Genomic DNA, 221 nt, shown 5'->3' with positions numbered 1-221 from the left:
TATGTGGATGTCATCGCCGATCTGAAAAAGCGCTACAGCTAAGCGCTTGCCGGGAAACGGGCGCTGCGTTCGTTTCCCCTTGTCTCGCTCCGATTACGCCCGCCTCAGCGCCTGAAAGCCTAACAAATAAATCAACCGGCAAAAGTTTGCAAAAGCTTCATCAAACCAACTTTGCAGGCAACATTTCGTTGTAATAGAATTCAGGGATAATTATAAAAAGA

At 46.6% G+C, this 221-nt stretch carries 1 protein-coding gene; it reads left to right on the top strand.

Annotated elements, in window-relative coordinates; all coding sequences use genetic code 11:
• Positions 1 to 194 (top strand): hypothetical protein (locus H2O73_RS22065; RefSeq protein ID WP_220457815.1); only part of this gene is annotated, 194 nt, incomplete at its 5' end.
• Positions 195 to 221: the final 27 nt, after the last annotated feature.

The organism is Vibrio marinisediminis (genome assembly GCF_014050145.1).
GTDB classification, from domain to species: domain Bacteria; phylum Pseudomonadota; class Gammaproteobacteria; order Enterobacterales; family Vibrionaceae; genus Vibrio; species Vibrio marinisediminis.
Note: the sequence above shows the minus strand (reverse complement) of the source record. Positions and strands in the feature narration are given on the sequence as shown.